General features: G+C 62.9%; 21 protein-coding genes and 1 tRNA gene. 6 read left to right on the forward strand and 16 right to left on the reverse strand.

Annotation, left to right across the window (positions count from 1 at the left end; genetic code table 11):
• Positions 1 to 136: 136 nt before the first annotated feature.
• From VXL81_RS07970 to gltX, 3 genes are all read right to left on the reverse strand, one after another.
• Positions 137 to 1,024 (reverse strand): calcium-binding protein, encoded by an 888-nt coding sequence (locus tag VXL81_RS07970; RefSeq protein WP_416553684.1) that lies wholly within the window; start codon positions 1,022 to 1,024, stop codon positions 137 to 139.
• 331 nt (positions 1,025 to 1,355) lie between these two features.
• Entirely contained in the window at positions 1,356 to 2,651 is a 1,296-nt protein-coding gene (locus VXL81_RS07975) for a citrate synthase (RefSeq protein WP_340545700.1), read from the reverse strand.
• A 126-nt stretch (positions 2,652 to 2,777) separates the two neighbouring features.
• On the reverse strand, positions 2,778 to 4,178 hold the full coding sequence (gene gltX, locus VXL81_RS07980) for a glutamate--tRNA ligase (protein WP_416553686.1): 1,401 nt from the start codon (positions 4,176 to 4,178) through the stop codon (positions 2,778 to 2,780).
• Between the two features lie 79 nt (positions 4,179 to 4,257).
• Between gltX and VXL81_RS07985 the strand changes: the two genes are divergently transcribed.
• Positions 4,258 to 6,318, forward strand: a complete 2,061-nt coding sequence (locus VXL81_RS07985; RefSeq protein WP_416553688.1) for a ComEC/Rec2 family competence protein — start codon at positions 4,258 to 4,260, stop codon at positions 6,316 to 6,318.
• Between the two features lie 68 nt (positions 6,319 to 6,386).
• Here the strand turns inward: VXL81_RS07985 and lexA are convergent, their stop codons facing one another.
• The 7 genes from lexA to VXL81_RS08020 form a co-directional block, all read right to left on the reverse strand.
• Positions 6,387 to 7,064: a transcriptional repressor LexA gene (gene lexA, locus VXL81_RS07990; RefSeq protein ID WP_340545697.1), complete on the reverse strand. Its 678-nt coding sequence runs from the start codon at positions 7,062 to 7,064 to the stop codon at positions 6,387 to 6,389.
• 153 nt (positions 7,065 to 7,217) lie between these two features.
• The gene (glp, locus tag VXL81_RS07995; RefSeq protein ID WP_416553690.1) at positions 7,218 to 8,390 is read right to left on the reverse strand and encodes a gephyrin-like molybdotransferase Glp; all 1,173 of its coding nucleotides are present in this window, start codon (positions 8,388 to 8,390) and stop codon (positions 7,218 to 7,220) included.
• On the reverse strand, positions 8,391 to 8,861 hold the full coding sequence (gene moaC / locus VXL81_RS08000; RefSeq protein ID WP_340545695.1) for a cyclic pyranopterin monophosphate synthase MoaC: 471 nt from the start codon (positions 8,859 to 8,861) through the stop codon (positions 8,391 to 8,393).
• Entirely contained in the window at positions 8,861 to 9,673 is an 813-nt protein-coding gene (gene trpC, locus VXL81_RS08005) for an indole-3-glycerol phosphate synthase TrpC (protein ID WP_416534868.1), read from the reverse strand. Before trpC ends, moaC begins: the two co-directional genes overlap by 1 nt.
• A gap of 14 nt (positions 9,674 to 9,687) precedes the next feature.
• Positions 9,688 to 10,341 carry a uracil-DNA glycosylase gene (locus VXL81_RS08010; RefSeq protein ID WP_416553692.1) on the reverse strand — a complete coding sequence of 218 codons (654 nt, stop codon included), beginning with the start codon at positions 10,339 to 10,341 and terminating at the stop codon, positions 9,688 to 9,690.
• A complete protein-coding gene (trpD, locus tag VXL81_RS08015) occupies positions 10,338 to 11,369 on the reverse strand; it encodes an anthranilate phosphoribosyltransferase (protein WP_340545692.1) in 1,032 nt (343 codons plus the stop codon). Before trpD ends, VXL81_RS08010 begins: the two co-directional genes overlap by 4 nt.
• Positions 11,366 to 11,947, reverse strand: coding sequence for an anthranilate synthase component II (locus tag VXL81_RS08020; protein ID WP_340545691.1), 582 nt, complete (start codon positions 11,945 to 11,947; stop codon positions 11,366 to 11,368). Before VXL81_RS08020 ends, trpD begins: the two co-directional genes overlap by 4 nt.
• A gap of 199 nt (positions 11,948 to 12,146) precedes the next feature.
• Here VXL81_RS08020 and VXL81_RS08025 point away from each other — a divergent pair, with 199 nt between their 5' ends.
• Positions 12,147 to 13,850, forward strand: coding sequence for a divergent polysaccharide deacetylase family protein (locus tag VXL81_RS08025; protein WP_416553694.1), 1,704 nt, complete (start codon positions 12,147 to 12,149; stop codon positions 13,848 to 13,850).
• Positions 13,851 to 14,005: 155 nt separating this feature from the next.
• On the opposite strand, the gene trpE is transcribed toward VXL81_RS08025, so the two are convergent.
• From trpE to fabI, 6 genes are all read right to left on the reverse strand, one after another.
• On the reverse strand, positions 14,006 to 15,517 hold the full coding sequence (trpE, locus tag VXL81_RS08030) for an anthranilate synthase component I (protein ID WP_416553696.1): 1,512 nt from the start codon (positions 15,515 to 15,517) through the stop codon (positions 14,006 to 14,008).
• A gap of 15 nt (positions 15,518 to 15,532) precedes the next feature.
• Positions 15,533 to 17,374, reverse strand: a complete 1,842-nt coding sequence (locus tag VXL81_RS08035; protein WP_416553698.1) for a SurA N-terminal domain-containing protein — start codon at positions 17,372 to 17,374, stop codon at positions 15,533 to 15,535.
• A gap of 158 nt (positions 17,375 to 17,532) precedes the next feature.
• A complete protein-coding gene (locus VXL81_RS08040; protein WP_416553700.1) occupies positions 17,533 to 18,723 on the reverse strand; it encodes an aminotransferase in 1,191 nt (396 codons plus the stop codon).
• Positions 18,724 to 18,930: 207 nt separating this feature from the next.
• Positions 18,931 to 19,434, reverse strand: coding sequence for a xanthine phosphoribosyltransferase (gene gpt, locus VXL81_RS08045; protein ID WP_340545686.1), 504 nt, complete (start codon positions 19,432 to 19,434; stop codon positions 18,931 to 18,933).
• Positions 19,435 to 19,484: 50 nt separating this feature from the next.
• The gene (locus VXL81_RS08050; protein ID WP_340545685.1) at positions 19,485 to 20,099 is read right to left on the reverse strand and encodes a LysE family translocator; all 615 of its coding nucleotides are present in this window, start codon (positions 20,097 to 20,099) and stop codon (positions 19,485 to 19,487) included.
• Between the two features lie 97 nt (positions 20,100 to 20,196).
• Positions 20,197 to 21,015, reverse strand: a complete 819-nt coding sequence (fabI, locus tag VXL81_RS08055) for an enoyl-ACP reductase FabI (RefSeq protein ID WP_340545684.1) — start codon at positions 21,013 to 21,015, stop codon at positions 20,197 to 20,199.
• Positions 21,016 to 21,184: 169 nt separating this feature from the next.
• Here fabI and pdxH point away from each other — a divergent pair, with 169 nt between their 5' ends.
• The 4 genes from pdxH (at position 21,185) to VXL81_RS08075 (ending at position 23,091) form a co-directional block, all read left to right on the forward strand.
• Positions 21,185 to 21,790, forward strand: coding sequence for a pyridoxamine 5'-phosphate oxidase (gene pdxH / locus VXL81_RS08060; protein WP_416553702.1), 606 nt, complete (start codon positions 21,185 to 21,187; stop codon positions 21,788 to 21,790).
• Positions 21,791 to 21,908: 118 nt separating this feature from the next.
• The gene (locus tag VXL81_RS08065; protein WP_340545682.1) at positions 21,909 to 22,445 is read left to right on the forward strand and encodes a cold-shock protein; all 537 of its coding nucleotides are present in this window, start codon (positions 21,909 to 21,911) and stop codon (positions 22,443 to 22,445) included.
• Positions 22,446 to 22,449: 4 nt separating this feature from the next.
• The gene (locus VXL81_RS08070) at positions 22,450 to 22,971 is read left to right on the forward strand and encodes a DUF192 domain-containing protein (RefSeq protein WP_416541677.1); all 522 of its coding nucleotides are present in this window, start codon (positions 22,450 to 22,452) and stop codon (positions 22,969 to 22,971) included.
• Positions 22,972 to 23,014: 43 nt separating this feature from the next.
• Positions 23,015 to 23,091: transfer RNA gene (locus VXL81_RS08075), tRNA-Pro, on the forward strand.
• Positions 23,092 to 23,131: the final 40 nt, after the last annotated feature.

Here is a 23,131-nt window from a genome sequence, read left to right on the forward strand (position 1 = left end):
GATCGGCTGATGCCGTTCCTGAAATGCAAAACCCGCCCCTGATGCGCATCGACTGCGCGGGGGCGGGTTTCTTTTTGCGCCAAGGGGCCTGCCGGACCGGGCCGGATCAATTGACCCGGCCCGGCAGATCACCTGGTCAGCTGCTGCGGGCCACCAGGGCGACATGTTCGGCCAGGTTGAAGCTGGCTCCGGCATTGATCAGGCGCACGACCTCCTCGCCGTCTGCAACGAGATAGGCATCGGTGCCGCCGTCCTCATTTGCGCGGGTGATCACCTCCAGCTCCGGCTCGTCTTCGGTTTCGTCGTAGTAATAGACCACCCGGTCATCATCCGCCGTGAAATCGGTAATGGTCGCCTGTTCATCCTCGGTCAGCCAGGCTCCGGTTTCGAAGCTGTCGTTGCCGCTGCCACCGGTCACCGTATCGTTGAGACCAAAGAGCACGGAGTCGTCACCGGCACCGGCATTGATGGTATCGCCAGCAGCGTCCTGATCGACCGTGTAGTCAAAGTTCAGCAGGGCGTTGACCTCGGCTGCGGAGGTCGGCGTCTCGCGGCCCTGAACGATGTCTTCATAGGCGCCTTCGTCCAGAATGCCTGCGGCGATGATCAGGTCATTGCCCTGACCGCCGACCAGATGATCCGCGCCGCGGGTGTCAATCAGCGTGTCGTCACCGGCATTGCCGCGCATGAAATCAGCGCCATTGCCACCGATGAGAGTGTCATCACCATCGCCACCAAAGACGTTGTCATTTGCCGAGCCACCGTCCAGCCGGTCGTCGCCTGCACCGCCTTCGATCGTATCGGGACCGCCGCGTGCGTCGATATTGTCGTCACCCTCACCGCCAAGCAGGTTTTCGCTGCCGGTGGTGCCGAACAGCAGGTCGGCACCCTCGCTGCCCTCGATCACGGTCGCGTTTTCCTCGTTACCGCTTTCATCTGCGTTGGAGTCATTGCTGTCGGAATCGTCGGAATCGTTGATGATCACACCCGCCAGCAGGCCGACCCCCAACATTGTCATAAGCATTAGCACGGTGCGTCTCCCGTTAAGGTTTAATTAGCAATTGCGATTATGCCTATTGCCGAGGTCAAAATTCGTCAATCGAAACCCTTCGTAGTTGAGTAAAATGCGATGAAAAGGGTTAACCAGGTTTCTGCATTGGAAACATCCCGGACCTAACCTTTTGATTGTTGACCTATCCGAAAGGCGCGGACCTGCAATCTAAAGATGTGTTGCACTGCGGCGCGGGCGCGCGCCTTGGGGGTTGCAAGGTCGGCGCCATGAAAAAGCCCTGCCTCCTAGGAGGCAGGGCACATATCTGTGATGGTCAGCGAGGTCTGGGCAGACCGGCTGCCGGTCAGCGCTTTTCGATGTCGACGTAATCGCGGGCGGTTTCGCCGAGGTAGAGCTGGCGCGGGCGACCGATTTTGTTCTGCGGATCCGCGATCATTTCTTTCCACTGCGAAATCCAGCCGACGGTGCGCGACAGCGCGAAGATCGGTGTGAACATCGAGGTCGGGAAGCCCATCGCCTCAAGGATGATGCCGGAGTAGAAATCGACGTTCGGGAACAGTTTCTTCTCGATGAAATACTCATCGTTGAGCGCAGTGCGCTCCAGTTCCTTGGCGACCTGCAGCAGCGGGTTGTTTTCAACGCCCAGCAGCTCCAGAACCTCATCGGCGGACTGTTTCAGCACCTTGGCGCGCGGATCGGTGTTCTTGTAGACCCGATGGCCAAAGCCCATCAGACGGAACGGATCGTTCTTGTCCTTGGCGCGTTCGATGAATTCGGGGATCCGGTCAACGGAGCCGATTTCCTTCAGCATTTCCAGGCAGGCCTGGTTGGCGCCGCCGTGGGCCGGACCCCAGAGGCAGGCGATGCCCGCAGCGATACAGGCAAAGGGGTTCGCGCCGGACGAGGACGCCAGACGCACGGTCGAGGTCGACGCGTTCTGCTCGTGATCGGCGTGCAGAATGAAGATCCGGTCCATCGCGCGGGCGAGGATCGGGTCGACGTGATATTCCTCTGCCGGAACCGAGAAACACATGTGCAGGAAGTTGGCCGCGTAATCCAGATCGTTGCGCGGATACACAAACGGCTGGCCGATGGAATATTTATAGGCCATCGCAGCAATGGTGGGCAGTTTGGCGATCAAGCGGATCGCGGCCACTTCACGCTGCCAGGGGTCATTGATGTCGGTGGAGTCGTGATAGAAAGCCGACATCGCACCCACAACACCCACCAGGGTTGCCATCGGATGCGCGTCGCGGCGGAAACCGCGGAAGAAGTTGTGCATCTGTTCATGCACCATGGTGTGACGGGTCACGCGGGTCTCGAAATCTTCCAGCTGGGCTGCGGTCGGCAGTTCACCATAAAGCAGCAGGTAGCAGACTTCGAGGTGGTGCGATTTGGATGCCAGCTGGTCGATCGGATAGCCGCGGTGCAGCAGCTCACCCTTGCCGCCGTCGATATAGGTGATCGTGCTGTCGCAGCTTGCGGTCGAGGTGAAACCGGGATCATAGGTGAACACACCGGCCTGGCTGTAGAGCTTGCGGATATCAAGAACATCGGGCCCGGTCGTCGGCGAAAAAATGGGAAGCTCGTAAGTTTCGCCATTCAGGCTGAGCTGGGCGGTTTTCTTTGTATCGGTCATAGATGTCCCTTCCTGATACAGGCGCGAAAGCGGGGGAGGCCCCCGCCTTGTGCAGGCAGCACCTGCACGGCAACCGCGCAGGTGAGGTCATAGCGGTACCGGCTTACCCAGCGGTTAACGATGGGGTCAGTCGGCAACGTCGGCGAGTCGGGCCAGTGTTTCGTCCCGGCCCAGAATCAGCATCATATCGAAAACTGAAGGTGTTACCGCACGGCCTGCCAGCGCTGCCCGCAACGGGCCTGCCAGTTTGCCGAACTTGGTATCCCGTGCTTCTGCAAATGTATTCAGAAGCGCCTCCAGATCGTCTCGGGACCAGCTAGCATTTTGCAGCTGCGGCGTCAATTCACTCAGTATACCGTCGGATACAGATGCCAGGGCCTTTGCCGCCTTCTCGTCGAGATCGAGCGGGCGTGAAGCCAGAATAAAATGAGCCTTTTCAAGCAGCTCCGGAAAAGTCTTGGCCCGGTCCTTGAGGCAATACATCGCACGTTCAATATCGTTTGACTGAACGTCATTTAACTGTGGTTTGCCAGCAGCGGCAAGATAGGCCTGCAGCTCATTCCGCAGCGCAGCATCATCGCTGATCGCAATGTGCTGACCACAGAGGTTTTCGAGCTTCTTGGTGTCAAATCGTGCCGGGCTTTTGCCGATACCGTCAAGGTCGAACCAGTCACGGGCCTGCTCATCCGTAAAAAATTCGTCATCGCCATGGCTCCAGCCGAGACGCGCCAGATAGTTGCGCATGCCCGCAGCCGGATAGCCCATCGCCTGGTATTCCTGCGCGCCGAGGGCGCCGTGGCGTTTGGACAGTTTCTTGCCATCAGGGCCATGGATCAGCGGGATATGGGCCCAGACCGGAACATCCCAGCCCATGGCTTCGTAGATCATCATCTGGCGCGCGGCATTGTTGAGGTGGTCATCGCCCCGGATGACATGGGTGACGCCCATATCGTGATCATCCACCACCACGGCCAGCATGTAGACGGGCGTCCCATCCGAGCGCAGCAGGATCATATCGTCAAGCTGCTCGTTCTTGATGGTGACATCGCCCTGAACCTCGTCTCGGATGACGGTGCTGCCCTGCTGCGGCGCCTTGATGCGGATCACATAGGGCGCATCGGGATGGCTGCTGGCATCGGCGTCTCGCCAGGGCGAGCGATAGAGCGTCGATTTGCCGTCGGCCTTGGCCTGGTCGCGGAAGGCGGCAATTTCGTCCTGCGTTGCAAAGCACTTATAGGCCTTGCCCGCCTCAAGCAGTTCACGCGCGACGGCGGCATGACGTTCGGCGCCTTCGAACTGGCTGACCACCTCGCCATCGTGATCCAGACCCAGCCAGGCCATGCCCTGCAGAATGGCGGCGGTCGCCTCGGGGTTGGAGCGCTCGCGGTCGGTGTCCTCGATACGCAGCAGGAATTTGCCGCCGCGCCCACGGGCATAAAGCCAGTTGAACAGCGCGGTGCGCGCACCACCGATATGCAGATAGCCGGTGGGAGAGGGGGCGAAACGGGTGACGACCGGTTTGGACATGGGGGTGATTTACCTTTTGGAAACCATGGAAAGGGTAGTTTTGTCGCCTGTCTACCGAGCCAGAAGGCAAGGAGCAAGCATGCGCGCCCTGGGCATTCTTGACAGTCTGCTGCAATCCCAGCGCGGGGAGCTGTTTCCCTGGGTGCCGGTCCTGTTCGGCACCGGGATCGGGGTTTTCTTTTCTCTGCGGTTTGAACCTGTGGCAGTTCACTATTTCGGCCTGGGCGGCGTAGCGCTGGCTGGGGCGCTGCTGTTGCGACGTGGTGACAGGCAGAACGGGCTGGTGTTTCTGGGCTGGGCGATTGTGACGATCGCGCTCGGCTTTGCGGCCGCCGGGATGCGCGCCCATTCGGTTGCTGCCCCGGTGCTGAGCTTTCGCTATTACGGCCCGGTCGAAGGGCGGGTAATCGCGATAGATCGCTCCGCCCGGGACCGGCTGCGCATCACCCTCGATCAGCCTGTGCTGGACCGTCTGGCGGCTGGGGCCACTCCGGCACGGGTGAGGCTGTCACTGCCGGTCGGGGCCGCGCTGCCGGGTATCGGCGACCGGGTCATGACCACCGCACATCTGATGCCGCCGCAGGGACCGGTGGAGCCCCATGGCTTTGATTTTCGCAGGCACGCCTGGTATCAGCGCCTGGGGGCTGTTGGCTATACTCGGGTCCCGGTTCTGCGCGTTCAGCCGAGCCGGTCTGATCTGCCCGTACAGCAGCTGAGACAGCGGATTTCCGACCGTATCCGTGACCAGATGCCGAAAGCCACAGGTGGCTTTGCCGCGGCCATTACCACCGGGGATCGCTCTGCCATCTCGCAGGTGGAACTGGAGGCGCTTAGAGCCAGCAACCTTGCACATCTGCTGGCAATTTCAGGGCTGCACATGGGGCTTCTGGCGGGCGTCGTCTTTGGCGGCCTGCGGCTGCTGATGGCGCTGGTTCCGGCCTATGCGCAGCGGGTAAACGCCAAGAAATTGGCCGCGGTTGGTGCGCTGCTTGCGGCGAGCGCCTACCTGCTGCTGTCAGGCATGCAGGTGGCCAGTACCCGTGCCTATGTCATGGTTGCGATGATGCTGGGCGCGGTGCTGCTGGATCGGCGCGCCCTGTCGCTGCGGGCGGTGGCGCTTGCGGCACTGGTGATCCTGGCGATCCGCCCGGAAAGCCTGCTTGGCCCCGGATTTCAGATGAGTTTTGCGGCGACAACGGCGCTGGTGGTCGTCTTCGGCGCGCTGCGGGATCACGTTGCGCCGGGTGGCGCGCGCTGGCTGCGGATGGTGGGTGGGGTGGTGCTGTCGTCCCTGGTTGCGGGCGTTGCCACGGCGCCCTTTGGGGCGGCGCATTTCAATATGCTGTCTCACTACGGGTTGCTGGCCAATGTTCTGGCGGTGCCGGTTATGGGGTTGCTGGTGGTTCCTGCGGCGGTGCTGGCGCTCTGCCTCGCACCGGTCGGGGCATCCGGTGTCGGGTTGGCGCTGATGGACCTCGGCATCCGCTGGATCCTGTCGGTTGCCAATTGGGTGGCCGGACTGGAGGGCGCGCAGGGTGCGGTCCAGATGCCGCCCGCCGTGGTGTTGCCGCTGGTTGCCCTCGGCGCGCTGCTGCTGGCCCTCTGGCGAGGGCCGCTGCGCTGGGTTGGTCTGCCGGTTCTGCTGGCGGCAGCGGGGCTCTGGTACGGACATCCCCGACCCGTGGTCCTGATCGCGCCAAATGGTGGGCTGGTTGGCGTGATGACAGCGCAGGGCCGCGCCTTGTCCCGCGCAAAGGGGCATGGCTATGCGGCCGAGCGATGGGCGGAGAACGACGGCAGCCTGCTAACCCAGGCCGAGCGTGCGCAGCTGTGGCAGCGGATCGCGGTGGCGGCGCCCAGCGTTGCGGGCAAATCGGTGTCGGCGTATCTCGCGATCTCTGATCAGCCGCTGATCCATGTGATTGGCAAGGCGGCCGCAGAAGCGCTGAGCGATTGTTCGGCGGACGCGGTGCTGGTCAGCGCTACGCCACTGTCACCGGTGGGGGGCTGCAGGGTGTTTGATGCTGATAGCCTGCGCACCCTTGGCAGTGTGCAACTGCAACCGGACGGGCGCTGGATCTCGGCAAGTGACGTGGTTGGTGACCGACTGTGGAGCCACACTCCGCAGCGCGACAGGTGATAATCCTCGACAGCCTCTTTCAAAGGCGTGTTTCTTGGGGCGGGTAACCTTCGAGGGCGACCCTCTGGTCAATAGGTGCGGATAAGTCCGACAAGGCGGCCCTGCACCTTTACCTGATCCTGCGGATACTGGCGGGTCTCATAGGCCGGGTTTGCCGCCTCCAGCGCAATGGTGCTGCCTTTGCGGTAGATGCGTTTCAGCGTGGCTTCCTGTCCATCGACCAGCGCAACCACCACATCGCCATTGTCAGCCACGGAGGTTTCGCGGATGACAACGATATCGCCGTCATTGATGCCGGCTTCGATCATTGAATCACCACGGACCTCCAGCGCGAAATGCTGCCCCTGGGCTGACAGCATGGAGGCCGGGACCGCGACCTGATGGGAGACCTGGTTAATCGCCTCAATCGGGACGCCGGCGGCGATGCGGCCCATCACGGGCAGCTCCATCGCGGCGATCATTGCCGGGGCGGAGACCTGATTGGCCGGTTCGGATGGCGCTGCCTCTGTCATCTGCTGGGCGCTGCCGAGGCTGTCCGGCAGGCGGATGATCTCGATCGCGCGGGCACGATGTGCGAGGCGGCGGATAAATCCGCGTTCTTCCAAAGCGGTGATCAGCCGGTGGATGCCCGATTTCGAGCGCAGGTCAAGCGCCACCTTCATCTCGTCAAAACTGGGGGGGACGCCATCCTTTTGCAGACGTGTGTTGATGAAATCCAGCAAGTCCAGTTGCTTCTTCGTCAGCATGACATCCCTCTCAGCCGCTCGATGTTTCGCTTTGTTCTACGCATGTTCCCGTTTTGTGTCAACGGCATGTCGCATGAAACCTGTCAAACGCAGCCGAATTGATGCTGAATTGTTGGCAAAGTGAAATCCGCCGACGTGCATCGCCGTATCCGATCAGATCGGAAGGTAGGCAAGCATCGTGCCCTTGGCGCGGGGCGGATCATTGGCGGGACGGATGGCAAGCGCGTTGGCCTCGGCAAGCAATGTCAGCCGGGCGCTGTCCTGATCGTCAAACACATGCAGCTCGGCCGCGCTGAGCCGCGCCCGCATGTAATGGGTACGCGGGCCGTTGGCCGGCAGGTCCTGCGCCAGGGGGGCCTCGGCCGGTTGCGGACCATGGGGCGGGAGCCCCTGCATGGCGCGCAGCATCGGTAACAGGAAGACATGGCCGCAAACCATTGCAGACACAGGGTTTCCCGGCAGGCCGACCATGGCGGACCGGCCCAGTGTCCCGGCCATCAGCGGCTTTCCCGGGCGCATCGCAACCTTGTAGAAGGCGCGCGCCATACCCAGGCTTTCGGTCACCCCGGCAACCAGATCATGATCGCCCACCGAGGCACCGCCAATGGTCACGATCAGATCCGCCTCGCGGGCCAGATCCAGGGCCATGCGCAGGCTGCCTTCGGTATCGCGGGCGATTGGCAGAATGCGGACGCGGGCGCCAGCCGCCGTGAGCAGCGCATCGAGGCCAAAGGTGTTGGACGCGATGATCTGGTCGGGGCCGGGCGTATCGCCGGGGAGCACCAGTTCATCGCCGGTCGAGATCAGGGCAACGGTCGGACGTACATGCACCGGCACCTCGGCGATGTTCATCGCGGCCAGCAGCGCGATATCGGCAGACGACAGCAGACGCGGCGCCGCGATCGTGCTGCCGAGCTGAAAATCGCCACCCTTGGGACGGATATTGTTGCCGGGCCCCGGATGATCCGAGATTGTGATCAGGGATCCGGTGCGGCTTGTATCCTCTTGGATAACCACAAAATCAGCGCCTTCGGGCACTGGCGCTCCGGTAAAGATACGGACCGCCTGACCGGGGCCGACGCGGCCCTTGAAGCCATGACCGGCGGCGCTTTCTCCGATCACCTTGAACATGGCGTCACGCTCAACCTCGGCGGCCTTTACCGCGTAGCCGTCCATCGCGGAGGCAGCGAAGGGTGGCTGGTCGCGATTGGCCGAGACCGGCGCCGCAAGAACGCGACCGGCTGCGGCGCGCAGCGGCACCGTTTCGACCCGCATCGGGGACACCAGTTTCAGAACTGTGTCGAGGGCCTCGGATACTGAGATCATCTACGCCTCGTAACGGCCTGATTTTCCGCCGTCTTTCAATGTTACGCGAATGCCGCCGATCTGCATCGCCTTATCCACCGCCTTGGCCATGTCATAGACGGTGAGCGCGGCGGTGGAGACAGCCGTAAGCGCCTCCATCTCGACGCCGGTCTGGCCCGTGGTTTTTACGGTGGCTTCCACGCGCACCCCCGGCAGGTCCGGATCGAGCGACAGTTCGACGGCAACTTTGGTCACCGGAAGCGGGTGGCAGAGCGGGATCAGATCTGGCGTTTTCTTGGCGCCCATGATGCCTGCCAGCCGGGCAACGCTCAGAACGTCGCCTTTCTTTGCCCGACCTTCCGAAATGATATCAAAGGTTTCGCGCGCCATGCTTATGTGGCCTTCGGCGGTGGCGATCCGCGCGGTCACCGCCTTGTCGGAGACATCGACCATATGGGCATCGCCCTTGCCGTCGAAATGTGTGAGCGCCATCACATGGCCCCCGGCATCAGCGGGTTTGCGAGGATATCACGGGTTGCGGCGGTCACATCCGCCTGGCGCATCAGGCTTTCGCCAATCAGGAAACTGCGGGCGCCGTACCGCGCCATGTCGGAGAGATCCTGGGGCGTCGCAAGACCGCTTTCACAGACGATGGTACGATCCGCAGGCACCAGCCGCGACAGGGTGCGCGTGGTGTCGAGCGTGGTGTCGAAGGTCTTGAGATTGCGGTTGTTGATGCCGAGGAGAGGCGATTTCAGCTTGCAGGCGCGGTCCAGCTCTTCCTCGTCATGAACCTCAAGCAGCACATCCATATCCCATTCAAAGGCAGCGGCCTCCAGTTCGGCGGCCTGCATGTCGGAAACGGAGGCGAGGATGATCAGGATGCAATCGGCGCCAAGGGCACGGGCCTCGGCCACCTGATAGGTATCATACATGAAGTCCTTGCGCAGCACCGGCAGGGCGCAGGCATTGCGGGCCGCTGGCAAAAACGGCTTTGCCCCCTGAAAACTGGGTGTGTCAGTCAGCACCGACAGGCAAGTTGCGCCGCCGTCCTCATAGGCTTTGGCGAGGGTTGCGGGATCGAAGTCTTCGCGGATCAAGCCTTTGGAGGGGCTGGCTTTTTTGATCTCGGCGATCAGCCCGTAACCCTGACGGCCGGCCGCCATCAACGCCTTGGCAAAGCCGCGCACCGGATCGGCTTCACGGGCCTCGGCCTCGACCGTCTCAAGCGGTTTGGCGGCCTTGTCGGCGGCGACCTCTTCCAGCTTGTAGGCCTTGATCTTGTCCAGCACAGTTTCAGTCATCTTGACGCCTCCGGTCACGCGTTCCAATCAATCTGCGGCTGCCCGCGTTGGGCCAGCCAGCTGTTCACCGCCGAAAACGGGCGCGATCCGAAAAAGCCGCGGCGCGCCGAGAGGGGTGAAGGATGGGCCGTCCTCAGAATAAGGTGATCGCCCGGTTGAATATGTTTTTCAAGCCCTTGGGCCTGTTTACCCCATAATATGTAGGCCGTCGGGCGCTGACTGCTCCGGGCCAGCACCTGATCGGCCAGCGCCTGCCAGCCCAGATGCTTGTGGCCGTTGGCCTCACCTGCGGGCACGCTGAGCACGGTATTGAGCAGCAAGACACCCTGACGGGCCCATCCGCGCAGGTCGCCATTGGGTTTCTCGACACCAAGGTCAGCACTTAACTCCTTGAAAATATTACTCAAGGAGCGCGGTAAGGGGCGGACATCCGGCTCCACCGAGAAGGCCAGACCATGAGCATGACCCGGCGTCGGATAGGGATCCTGACCGAGGATGACAACGCGGGTGCGGTCGGGCGGCGTCAGTTCCAGCGCCGCCAGCCGCTGCGCCACGGGCGGCAGGATCTGACGTGGATCATCCGCCACCGCCTTGGCGATGCTTGCATAATCATTGGCAAAAAACGGCAGGTCACCCCAGCCACCCGGAACGGGGAGGTCTGGGGTCATTTGCTGTCAGCAGCTGCTGTGGTGATCCGCGCGACGGCTTCAATCTTGCCCCGTGCGGCGCCGCTGTCGATGCTGCTGCGCGCCATCTCGACGCCGGTTCTGAGATCATCCGCAGCGCCTGCCACCAGCAGGGCGGCGGCAGAGTTCAACAACACCGCGTCCCGGTAGGCGGATGCTTCGCCTGATAACAGCGCCTCAAACGCCTTTGCGTTGTCTTCGGGTGTGCCGCCGACGATTGCCTCAAACGGATGAACCGGCAGGCCTGCGTCCTCGGGGTGGATCTCCATTTCGGTGACATTGCCACCTGGGTTCAGTGCCGCAACCCAGCTGACGCCGGTGATGGTCAGCTCATCGGTGCCGTCGGAGCCGTGCACCAGCCAGGCCTGTTCGGATCCCAGCTGCCCGAGGGTTTCGGCCATCGGGCGGATCAGATCGCGGCTGAAGGCGCCGGTGAGCTGGCGTTTGACACCGGCCGGGTTGGTAAGCGGGCCGAGAATGTTAAAGATCGTGCGCGTGCCCAGCTCCTGCCGGGTGGGCATGACATGGGCGATGGCCGGATGATGCATCGGCGCCATCATGAAGCAGATGCCTGCTTCGCGCAGCGCCTGTTCGGCCACTTTCGGGCCGACCATGACATTGATGCCCATCTGGCCAAGCGCATCCGCAGCGCCGGATTTTGACGACAGGTTGCGATTGCCATGTTTCGCGACAACGGTTCCGGCACCGGCGACGACAAAGGCGGTGGCGGTGGAGATATTGAGCGTTCCCTTGCCGTCACCGCCGGTGCCGACAATGTCCATCGCGCCCGCAGGTGCCACCACGGGATTGCATTTGGCGCGCATGACGGCGGCGGCGGCGGCGTATTCATCGACCGTCTCGCCACGGGTGCGCAAGGCCATCAGCAGGCCGCCCATCTGGCTGGGCGTGGCATTGCCTTCGAACAGATGGGTAAAGGCGGCCTCTGCTTCGGCCCGGCTGAGAGGGCGATCCGCAGCGGCGTCGATCAGCGGCTTCATCTGATTGCTCATGCGGGCACCTTCATCACGTCGAGGAAATTCTTGAGCAGCGCATGGCCGTGTTCGGAGGCGATGGATTCCGGGTGGAACTGGACGCCGTGGATCGGCAGAGTCTTGTGCTGTAGCCCCATGATGGTGCCATCTTCCAGCTCTGCGGTGATCTCCAGACTGTCCGGCAGGCTGTCGCGCTCCACCACCAGCGAATGATAGCGTGTCGCCTCAAAGGGGGAGGGCAGACCGGCAAATAGTCCGGTGTTGTTGTGGTGCATGGTGCCCATCTTGCCGTGAACGATGTCCTGGCAGCGTACGACCTTGCCGCCAAAGGCCTGACCGATGGTTTGGTGGCCAAGGCAGACGCCCATCAGCGGGGTCCTGGTCTCGGCGGCGGCTTCGGTCAGGGCCAGGCAAATACCGGCCTGATCGGGGTCGCAGGGTCCCGGCGACAACAGGATGCCGGCGGGGTTCATCGCCATCGCATCCTGTACGTTCAGCGCATCATTGCGATGGACCTGCACATCAGCGCCCAATTCGCCCAGATAATGCACGAGGTTGTAGGTAAAGGAGTCGTAGTTGTCGATCAGCAGCAGCATAGTCGCGGGGCTCGTTTAAGGGCTGGCGGGCCGGGGCCGCGCCGCAGTATAGTGGTCGCGACATACATGTTCAGGGTTGCGCGGCAGCGTCAAGTGCACATCACCAGCAGCGGCCAGGCCAATCGGGCCACGGGGTGTTGGGGCGGCTTGACCGACAGAATGCGACCGGTTCCAGAAGGCAACGAGAGGCAGGACAGAGATGCGAGGGTTTCTTGGAGGCGTGAGTTTCGGGGCCTTGGTGGCCGCAGGCGGCGCCGTGGTGTGGTCGCTGTCGGTGCCGTTGCCCAAATCGGTCGAGGTCAGCGTGGCTGAACCGGCGCGCAGTGTCGTGCAGGCTCCGGCGGCGGAAACGCCGGTTGACGGTGGCGGCACCGATCCAGATCTGGTGGAGGCGCCGCCCGCTGCATTGGATCCGCAGGTCGTGGGCGATGATCTGGCGGCGCTGGCCGATGCCGATACGGGTCCGGCGGAACGTCCTGAGGTTGGCACCGAACTGGTGAGCGGCACCCGTGCTGCTCCGGGCGGTGTCGGCGCGCCTGCCATTGATGTCGGGCGCGATGCGCCTGTTACCCCAGTTGAGGCCCTGCCGGCCCCCAATGCGCCCAGCCAGGAGCAGAGGCTTGTCGTGGTGTCGGATCCGGCGCAGCCGCCGGTGCCTGCGGCAGCAAGCGAAGCCCCAGCCCGGCTGGCCTCCACCCCGGATCAGGGCACTGAGGCCAATCCGGGTGGCGACAGCCGAACCGCGGCAACAGCTGCACCCAGCGACGAGGAGCCAAGCGGCAGCGCAGCCGCCAGCCGTCTGCCGGTGCCGAATATTACAACCGGTGATCCGGTGCTGAGCAGCCCAGCCACGGGCGGGGCGTCAGGTCCGGCGCTTGGGGCAGCCCCCGGGCCGACACCGACACCTGTGCTGCCGGCGCCCGGCCGCGCCGGACCAGCGCAGGTGGGCACGCAGCCAGCGGCCAGTGATGCCCAGGCCAAGCCTTCGCAGCCAGAAAGCGTCGGCCAGCCAGAAAATGCCGGAACCGGGTCAGCAGCATCGACGGCGCCAGCGACGCGGCGGATTGCGGATCTGCCGACCACGAATTCCGCGCCGGAACCATCCGCTTCAGCCTCTGAGAGTGCTGGCCGTCCGCAGATCGGCACGCCGGTGCGCCCGCTGACCGAACGCGATGACGCCAAGGCCCCTGCCGCTGGCAGCCAGATTGCGACGCCATCCGCCGGGGTGCCGTTTGAGCAGAATGCCCAGCCCTTTACCCCGGAGGACGGGCGCGCGCTGATGTCGATTGTCCTGATTGACGATGCGAAGGCCATTGGCGCCGAAGCCTTGCAGGATTTCCCCTATCCGCTGACCTTTGCGCTGGATCCCGAAGATCCCGAGGCCGCAGCCAAGATGGCCCGCCATCGCGCGGCTGGTTTCGAGGTCATGGTGGTGGCGGATCTGCCGCGCGATGCGGGGCCACAGGATGCCGAAACAGCCTTGCAGGTCTGGCTGGAGACCCTGCCGGAGGCTGTCGCCGTGCTGGAAGGGGTCGAGACCGGGTTTCAGGGCAACCGCCCGCTGGCCGATCAGATGGCCACGGCGCTTGGCGCGATGGGCTACGGGATGGTGACGCAGGATGCCGGTCTGAATACCGTGCAGAAACTGGCGCTGCGTGAGGGGGTGCCGGCCGGTGTGGTCTTCCGTGATTTCGATGGCGCCGGACAGGATCCCCGGGCCATTCGCCGGTTCCTGGATCAGGCAGCCTTCCGCGCCGGGCAGGAAGGTGCGGTGATCATGCTGGGTCGGGTACAGCCGGATACGATTTCGGCGCTGTTGATCTGGGGGCTTCAGGATCGTGCCAACCGGGTGGCGCTGGCGCCGGTGTCGGCCTCGCTGCGGGCGCAGGTGCAGGCCGAGTGATCGGCGAGCCCGCGTGAAAAAGGCGCCCCTCTGAACGAGGGACGCCTTTTTTGCCTTCGGCGAGAGTATTTTGGGAAAGATGACAGGCGGTCGAGATGCCGCGCGCATGAGATGCCGGGCGCGCAGCCTCTCGGGGGCTGCGGTTCTGTCCGGGGCTAGCCGTTGCCGTTGCCGGTAAAGCGGGCCGCATCTGCGGCGGCACGGCGGATCGCGTTGGATTTATGGACGGTCTCCATATATTCCGCCTCCGGGTCGCTGTCATAGACAACGCCGCCGCCGGCCTGGATATAGAGGGTCTGATCCTTGACGATGGCGGTGCGCAGCGCGATGCACATGTCCATGTCGCCGCCGGCCGAGAAATAGCCAACACCGCCGCCGTAGATGCCGCGTTTTTCCGGCTCCAGTTCGTCGATGATTTCCATCGCGCGCACCTTTGGCGCGCCGGAGACGGTGCCAGCAGGCATGCCGGCAAAGAAGGCATCCAGCGCGTCCTTGTCCTTTGCCAGCTCGCCCACGACGTTGGAGACGATGTGCATCACGTGGCTGTAGCGTTCGATGATGAATTTTTCGGTGGGGCGCACGGTGCCGATCTTCGCCACCCGGCCGGTGTCGTTGCGCCCGAGGTCCAGCAGCATCAGGTGCTCTGCCAGCTCTTTCTTGTCGGCCAGTAGATCCAGTTCCAGCGCCTTGTCTTCCTCGGGCGTGGCGCCGCGCGGGCGGGTGCCTGCGATCGGCCGGATGGTGACCTCCTGCCCGAAGACGCGCACCAGGATTTCGGGGCTGGCACCGACCACCTGGAAGCCGCCGAAGTTGAAGTAGAACATGAAGGGCGAGGGGTTGGTGCGGCGCAGGGAGCGGTAAAGCGCGAAAGGCGGCTGCGGGAAGGCCTGTGTCCAGCGCTGTGCCGGCACCACCTGGAAGATGTCACCGGCGCGGATGTAGTCCTTGGCCTTCTCCACCGCGGCCATATAGCCTTCTTTGGTGAAATTACTCACCGGGGGCGCAACCTCGTCGGCGTCGCCAAGGTCGCGGCTTTCGGCGGGCATGGCACGTTCCAGATCGCGCACCGCGTCCATCACCCGCTCGGCAGCCTGGGCATAGGCGGCCTTGGCCGACTGGCCTTCGCTGGCCCATGCGGGGGAGACCACTGTGACCTCGCCCTTGACCCCGTCGAGCACGGCGATCACCGAGGGGCGCAGCATCAGCGCATCGGGGAGGCCAAGCGGATCAGGGTTCACGTTCGGCAGATGTTCGACCAGCCGGATCATGTCATAGCCGAGATAGCCAAAAAGACCGGCCGCCGCCTGCGGCAGATCATCGGGCAGGTCGATCCTGCTTTCGGCGATCAGCGCCCGCAGATTGTCCATCGGGTTGCCGTCCTGAGCAGTGAAATCATCTGCATCAAACCGCGCCGAGCGGTTCAGGGCCGAGCGCTCCCCGTGGCAACGCCAGACCAGATCCGGTTTCATGCCGATGATCGAATAGCGCCCGCGTACCTCACCGCCGGTGACGGACTCCAGCATGAAGGCGTCTTTCTGGGCGCCTGTCAGCTTCAGCATCAGCGACACCGGCGTGTCGAGGTCGGCGGCAAGCCGGGTGTAGACAACCTGGTTTTCACCGGCCTCATAGGCTTTGGCAAAGGTCTCGAAATCGGGGGTCAGGGCCATCTGGATCTGCCTTGATTACTGGAAGTTGGCCTGCACGGCATTGAGCGCCTGCGGGTCGATGCGCGGCGCGGCGCGGGTCTGGGCGTCCTGCACGAAGGCTTCGAACAGGGCCTGAGCAAGCGCCTGATCCAGCTGGGTGCCCATCGCCTCGGCCAGCGCAGCCATCTCCGGCGTGTCGGCCACCGGCAGGGTTTCGGTGAGGCGCACCACAACAGTAGCACTTTCATCGCTGACCACGGCGACCTCGCCTTCGGCCAGATCAAAGACTCGGGCCATCAGCGACTGCGGGGCTGCTTCGATATAGGCGGCGCGGGTGAGGCCGGTTTCGGATGTAAGCTCAACGCCCTCGGGCAGCGCATCGCCGCTCTTCAGCAGGTCTGCCAGACGCTTGGCTTCGGCGACGGTGGCATCCTGAAGGCGCTGCTCCTGCCACGCGGCGCGCAGTTTGTCCTGAGCTTCTGCAAAGGGTTCGGGGCGTGGCTCAAGCTGTTCATCCAGGCGGATGGCAAAGAGGCTGCCATCTTCGAGGAAGTCGACCTCGGGGAAATCTTCGGTGCTGACAGCGGCAGCGGCGGTGCGGAACCCGTCATAGGCGGCGATGCCATCGGTGCTGCCGTTGTGCCAGTCGATCTTGCCCAGCTCCATGCCGGGTTCGTTGACCAGCTCTTCCAGCGTGGCACCACCGGCGAGCATGTCGTTGATGTCCTCGGCGCGGGTTTCGATCAGGCGGCGGGCGCGGTCGGTTGCCAGCTCGGCGCGCAGCTCGTCCTTGACATCATCAAGGCTGGTCAGGCGTGCCTCAAGACGGCCATTGACGCGGAACAGGGCCGGGCCGAGATCGCTGTCGAGCGGGCCAACCACATCGCCGACCTGCGCGGCAAAGACGTCCTGTCCGGCGCCGCCGAGGTCGCCCATGGTCACATCGCCCAGATCCACGTCCTGCAGGCTGAGACCACGATCGGCGACCAATGCTTCAAACGTGCTGCCATTGATGTCGAGCTGCGCCTTGGCGCTGGTGGCCGCTTCGGTGTTGGCAAAGACCAGACGTTCCACCAGACGGCGCTCGGGCACCTGATATTCATCGCTGCGCTCGTTGAACAGCTGTTCCAGCGCGGCGGCGTCGATCTCGATTTCGTCAACCAGCGCATCGGGGCGCAGGGCGGCGTAGGTGATGACCTTGGTGCGGGGCAGGGTGAAGCGGTCGATATGCGCCTCATAGAAGCTGCGCAGCTCTTCTTCGCTGGGGTCGACGGCCGTCAGGGCGATGCTGTCGGGGCTGACTGGCAGCCAGTCAAAGCTGCGACGGGCACCGACATAGCTGGTGAGCGTGTCGCGCAGCGTGTCGGGCATTTCGGTGCCTGCCATGATGGCACCCTGCACCAGGGTGCGGGCGGATTCGCGACGCAGGTCGGCCTCGAAGGCGGCTTCGCTCAGGCCGATATTGTCCAGCGCATATTGATAGGTGTCGCGGTTGAAAGCGCCGCTGCCGTCCTGAAACGCCGGGATCCGGCTGATTTCGTCGAACAGGTTCTGATCGCCGATAGACAGGCCCAGATTGCTGCTTTCCTGATCGAGTGCGGCGATGGCGATCAACCGTCCCAGTACCACGCGATCAAGACCAAGCGCTGTCATCTGCGCGATAGGAATGCGCTGGCCGGTCTGGGCCTCCAGCGCGCGCTGTTCGCGCTGCAATTCGCGGGCGTAGTCATCGACCGAGACCTCCTGATCTCCGACCACCGCAACCGAGTTCACCGATCCGGTGAAATTGACCGCACCAAAGCCGGCGAGGCCGATGATCAGCATCCCCATCAGGATCCAGACAAATGTATTTGATAGTTTTTTCATGCCTGCAGCCATGATGTCCTCGTATTGCCGGTCGCCGGACTGCACGGGGCAGCCGGGAATGCTGAAATGTCGAGGCTCTGAATACGCTGCCACCTTGAAAGGGGCAAGGGACGACTGATCTGTGCCTGCGTTCAGAGCGGGTGAGAGGGTGAGATTGCGGAGGCCTCAGCTCACGGGGCCCAGTTTGCCAGCCGGTCGAACAGGGTCCGGATGCCGGATGTGTCGACATTGGCAAAGGCAATACGGAATTGCTGCGCGCCCAATGGATCACCCTTGGGCGTGAACATGCTGCCGGGTAGCATCAGGATACCTGCCTCTTTTACCAGACGCCGGGCCAGCGGGTCGCTGTGCTGGTCAAACGGGTGGGCCACATAGGCGAAATAGGCGCCACAACCGAGCAGCTGCCAGCCACGCGCCGCCAGCGGCGCAAACCCGGACTCGATGGCAGCGCGGCGGCGCAGCAGTTCCTGACGCTCTGCGGCGAGCCAGTCGTCGAGGTTTTCCAGCCCCCAGAGCGCGCCGACCTGACCAAGCTGTGCCGGGCATATGGTGACGGTGTCGAGGAACTTCTCCATCTCCTGCAGGTGATCGCGATGCGCGGCCACGGCACCCAGCCGGTGCCCGGTGAGCCGATAGGCCTTGGAGAAAGAATAGAGGTGGATCAGCGTGTCGGACCAGCCGGGATCCTGAAACAGCCCATGGGGTGGGCCATCCCGGCTGTCAAAGTCGCGGTAGGTCTCATCCACGATCAGGGCAAGACCGTGGGCACGGGCAAGATCATAGAACCGCTGTACCAGACCGCCGGGATATTCGACCCCGCAGGGATTGTTCGGTGTGACCAGAACGATGGCGCGGGTCCGGTCGGTGATCAGCATTGCAGCGGCATCCGGGCAGGGCAGCATGGCTGCGCCGACCGGCAGCGGGCAGGTTTCGACCCCCTGCATGTCGAGCCACATTTTGTGATTGAAATACCAGGGGGTCGGGAGAATGACCTGATCACCCTCACCACAAAGCGCCGCGATGGTCGCGGCAAAGGCCTGATTGCAGCCGGAGGTGATGGCGACATCACCCGCCGTGAGGTCGGCCGCATAGTGGCGGCCCATTTTTGCGGCGAGCGCGGCGCGCAGGCTGTCCCGGCCCAGTACCGCCCCGTAAAGGTGGCTGCTGTCGTCGCCAAGGGCGGCCTCGGCGATGGCGCAGCGCAGCCCCTCGGGGGGCGGGTCCGCAGGCGCCGCCTGACTGAGATTGAGGAGCGGCATGTCAGCAGGCAGGGTCAGCCCCTCCAACCAGCGCCGGGAATCGACGATGGGCGAGACAAAGGTGTCTTTGGTGCGGGCGTGGGGAAATCGGGCCTGTGGCATCGGGTGTCCTGTCTTGCGTCGGCGCGTCACCGGCCAGAGCCATGGCGCGCTTTGGCCACTCCGCCGCAACTGCGCCGGTTTTGCAAGGGGGTTTGACCTGCGCCGGAAAAATCCCAGCAGATCCCCGGCGCGGAAACGAAAAAAGACGCCCCCTAAGGTGCGTCTTTCCATGCGTCGTGTGACGGTTGGTGGTCCGTCAGTCGATGATCAGTCGGTCCCGCGATAGGGTTCGACATATTGCAGCGCCATATCCCAGGGGAAGAAGATCCAGGTGTCCTGGCTCACCTCGGTGATGAAGGTATCGACCATCGGCCGACCTTTGGGTTTGGCATAGACGGTGGCAAAATGCGCCTTGGGATACATCTGGCGCACCAGTTCCAGAGTTTTGCCGCTGTCGACCAGATCGTCGATGATCAGCACGCCTTCACCGTTGCCCATCAGTTCGGCGTCGGGGGCTTTCAGCACCTCCGCCTGTCCCTGATCCTGATGATGATAGGATTTCACCCCGATCGTGTCGACGATGCGGATATCCAGTTCGCGGCTGACGATCATGGCCGGAGCCATGCCGCCACGGGTGATGGCGACAACGGCACGCCAGGCGCCTTCGTCGGGGCCTTGCCCGTCCAGACGCCACGCCAGTGCGCGGCTGTCGCGGTGCAGCTGGTCCCAGGAAATATGAAAGCCTTTTTCATGAGGCAGACGATCGGTCATGTTTTTGATGCTCCTGTTAGGGTCTGGCGTCCGGGATCGTGCATCTGCCCTCAGAGGGCGGCGATCTTGACGCCGAGGGCGGCCAGCAGACCACCAAAGACCCGGTCGATCACATGTTTCAGATTGATATACCCGCGGCGCGTTTTCTCAAAGGAGAAGATACGGGCCACGAGGGTGTTCCAAGTGACTTCACCCAGAAAGATGCAGGTGAGCAGCGCGGCAAGGGCCAGGCTGCTGCTGCCTTCGGGAACGGTGCCGACAAAAACGGCGCCGAAAAAGGCGGCCGGCTTGGGGTTGGCCAGCTGGGTGAAGATCCCAAGACGGAAGGCCGCAAAAGCAGTCTGCGGCAATTGTGCGTCACTGTCCTGCGACATCGGTTCACTGGCATGGCGCCACATGTTCCAGGCCATGTAGATCAGGAACATGGCGCCGCCGATTTTCAGCAGGGTCAGCAGGAAGGGGGCATAGTCAAACAGCAGGTTCAGCCCGAAGAGCGCTGCGGAGGCCCAGAACACCGCACCCGCACCGATGCCAATCGCCAGCGCCAGACCACTGCGCCAGCCATGGGCCAGGCCGACGCGCGCAGCCATCAGAACGGCGGGGCCGGGGCTGATGGCGGCCATCAGGCACAGGAGGACGGAAGCGGTAAAAGCTGCGAGTGTCATGGTGGGTCCCTGTCATTGGAAGAGGCGCGCGTGGGCCGCGCGCCTGCTGTGTCATTCTCTGTGGTGCAGATGCGCGCAGCATCTGCTGGACCCGTGTTTATTTGCGCCCGGTTGCCGCATCGATGTCAGGGGCGTCAACCGCCTTCATCCCGACGACGTGATAGCCGGCATCCACGTGCAGATTCTCGCCGGTCACGCCGGAGGACAGATCCGACAGCAGATAAAGCGCGGATTTGCCCACGTCATCAATGGTCACGTTGCGGCGCAGCGGCGAATTATATTCGTTCCATTTCATGATGTAGCGGAAATCACCAATGCCCGAGGCGGCCAGCGTCTTGATCGGTCCGGCAGAGATCGCATTGACACGGATGCCGTCCTTGCCCAGATCTTCGGCAAGGTATTTGACCGATGCTTCGAGCGCGGCCTTGGCGACACCCATGACATTATAATGTGGCATCACCTGTTCGGCGCCGTAATAGGTCAGTGTGACCGCGCTGCCGCCCTCGGACATCATCTTCTCGGCGCGCTGCATCACCGATGTGAAGGAGTAGACCGAGATATCCATGGTCATCTGAAAGTTGCCACGGGTGGTGTCGACATAGCGACCGCGCAGCTCGTTCTTGTCGGAAAAGCCGATGGCATGCACCAGAAAGTCCAGTTTGCCCCATTTTTCTTCCAGCGCTGCAAACAGCGCATCAACGGAGCCCTCATCAGCCACATCGCAGGGCAGGACGATATCGCTGCCAAGCTGCGCCGCCAGCGGGTCGACGCGTTTCTTCAGGGCATCGCCCTGGTAGGAAAACGCAAGCTCGGCGCCGGCGTCGGCGCAGGCTTTGGCAATGCCCCACGCGATGGATTTATCATTGGCAAGGCCCATGATGAGGCCACGTTTGCCGGCCATCAGTTGACTAGACATGCAGGTTCTCCGCCTGTGATATTCGAATTAGAAGACGTTTAGTCTGTCAGGCGAGGCGCTTCAAGAGCGCTGTCTCTTGTCGTTTGCCCTGTCTCGGCCTAGGTTGCTGTCAGCCATGCGCATTGTCGCGCCAGCCAGACCCATATAATAACAGTCCAAGAGGTGCGCCATGTCCGATCGCAGCGGTATCTTTGCGGGGGAGGATCCCTTTGCCATCGCGCGTAGCTGGCTGAGCGAGGCGGAAGAGAGCGAGATCAACGATCCCAATGCGATTGCATTGTCGACGGTGGATGCCGATGGGTTGCCCAATTGCCGGATGGTCCTGCTGAAAGAGATCGAGGACGCGGCCTTTGTCTTTTATACCAATTACGAAAGCACCAAGGCGCAGGAGCTGGATGGCGCTGGCAAGGCGGCGTTTGTCATGCATTGGAAATCGCTGCGACGCCAAGTGCGCGCGCGCGGGATCATCAGTCGCGAGAACGGCCCGCAGGCCGATGCCTATTACAAATCCCGGTCCCTCAAGAGCCGGCTGGGGGCCTGGGCCTCGGCGCAGTCGCGCCCCTTGTCGAGCCGGGGTGCTCTGATGGCGGAGGTGGCCAAGGTCACAGCCACCAAAGGGTCAAATCCCGAGCGCCCGCCGTTCTGGGGCGGTTACCGCCTGACGCCGCTTGAGATCGAGTTCTGGGCCGATGGCGCGTTTCGTCTGCATGATCGCTTTGTCTGGCGGCGCGAAACACCCGAAGCGCTTTGGACGGTGGAGCGGTTGTGCCCTTAGGTCACTATCGGAAAATAGCAGAATTGTGATATTGGTGTCCGTTTTTGGCTTGAACTCAGAACCGAGAATAGAGCATCACCTACTGGTTAAAAACTGAAGAATACGGTGGACTACAGCAGTGGCAGAAGACTTGAGCAGTTTGCAGCAAATACGCGGGCTGGTGAAATGGTTCGATCCAACCAAAGGTTTCGGCTTTGTCGTCTCCGATGAGGGCGGACCGGACATCCTGCTGCACGTGAATGTGTTGCGTAACTTCGGTCAGAGCTCCATCGCCGACGGGGCCGAGGTTGAGCTGGTAACGCATCGCACCGAACGCGGCGTCCAGGCGGTGGAGGTTTTGTCGATCACGCCGCCGGTTCGCGACGACAGTCCAGTTCTGAGCGATTTCGCGGAGATTGATGCCGAGACGCTGAGCGCCGAGCCACTGGTACCTGCGCGGGTGAAATGGTTCGACAAAGGCAAGGGCTTTGGTTTTGCCAATGTGTTTGGCCGCGACGAAGACGTGTTTCTTCATGTCGAGGTTCTGCGCCAGTCGGGTCTGTCGGAACTGCAACCGGGCGAGGCGCTTGGGATGCGGGTGATCGACGGCAAACGCGGCCGCATGGCGGTCGAGGTGCTGGCCTGGGAAGCGGCGCTTCTGGAAAAGCAGGACTAAGGTGATGCGGCACGCCTGGACCCGATTGTCAGACAGGATGACAACAGGAGCCAGAGCCGCCGCTCTCTCTATTATGTCGGTCGCTGCGATTGTGGCGGCCGGGGCGGTGCAGGCCGAAGAGGCCTGCCGCCCTGATCTGGTCAGCCTGCGCGGCCCCTGGGGGCAGGCGCAGTTCTCTGTAGAAATCGCCGATACCATAGAAACACGCGCGCAGGGGTTGATGCACCGGCCCCATATGGCGCGTGGCAATGGCATGTTGTTTGTCTATGAGGCGCCGCAGCGCGCCAGCTTCTGGATGAAGAATACGCTCATTCCGCTGGACATGCTGTTTGTCGACAGCAGCGGCACGGTGCGCCATATTCACCATCGCGCCATTCCCGGGGACCTGACGCCGATCCCGGGTGGTGACAACGTCTATGCCGTGCTGGAAATCAACGGCGGTCTTGCCGCGCTTTATGGGATTTCAGTCGGCACCCAGCTGCGCCATGAAGTTTTTTCAACGACAGGCGCAATTTGGCCCTGTTAGGGCTTTTCAAATCAGATCGGCAACGCTAGGAAGGCGCACGGTCCGGGGCGTGGCGCAGTCTGGTAGCGCACCTGTTTTGGGTACAGGGGGTCGTGAGTTCGAATCTCGCCGCCCCGACCATTTCATCCATCTGGATGTGACGTAGACGCCGACATGCCTG

It is taken from the genome of Phaeobacter sp. JH204B (genome assembly GCF_048055755.1).
GTDB classification, from domain to species: Bacteria; Pseudomonadota; Alphaproteobacteria; order Rhodobacterales; family Rhodobacteraceae; genus Phaeobacter; species Phaeobacter bryozoorum.